The following is a 389-nucleotide window of genomic DNA, read 5'->3' on the forward strand; positions in this document are numbered from 1 at the left end:
ACAGTGAAGCTCTCAACCCCTTCCGCCAACACATCATCTAAGGTTGCGATCGTGAAGGTGTTGCTGTTGCTACCCGCTGGGATATCAACACTGCCTTGGCCTGTAAAATCTTCGCCATCCTTCGCAACACCACTGTATGTGAATGTCACCGTAATCGGTGCGGCGACATCAGCTGCTGGCTGGTCAACGCTGATGGTATACGGCGTGGTTACATCGCCTTCCACAACACTGGATGGGCCTGTCAGTGAAACCGTCGCTGTTTCAGTATCAGGTTCGGTTGTGCTTGGATCGGTATCATCCAGAATCTGCGTTTCAACACTATTGTTGGTCGCATCTTCAGTAATATGCTCGAAGTTGGTATCGGTAATGGTATCGATCGTAACAGTGAA

At 49.9% G+C, this 389-nt stretch carries 1 protein-coding gene; it reads right to left on the bottom strand.

Annotation, left to right across the window (positions count from 1 at the left end; translation table 11 throughout):
• The coding region (locus tag A3773_RS18175) for a hypothetical protein (protein WP_197462852.1) at window positions 1-389 on the bottom strand (389 nt) is incomplete at both ends.

Origin of the sequence: Neptuniibacter pectenicola, assembly GCF_001597735.1 — a bacterium.
In the GTDB taxonomy this organism is placed as follows: domain Bacteria; phylum Pseudomonadota; class Gammaproteobacteria; order Pseudomonadales; family Balneatricaceae; genus Neptuniibacter; species Neptuniibacter pectenicola.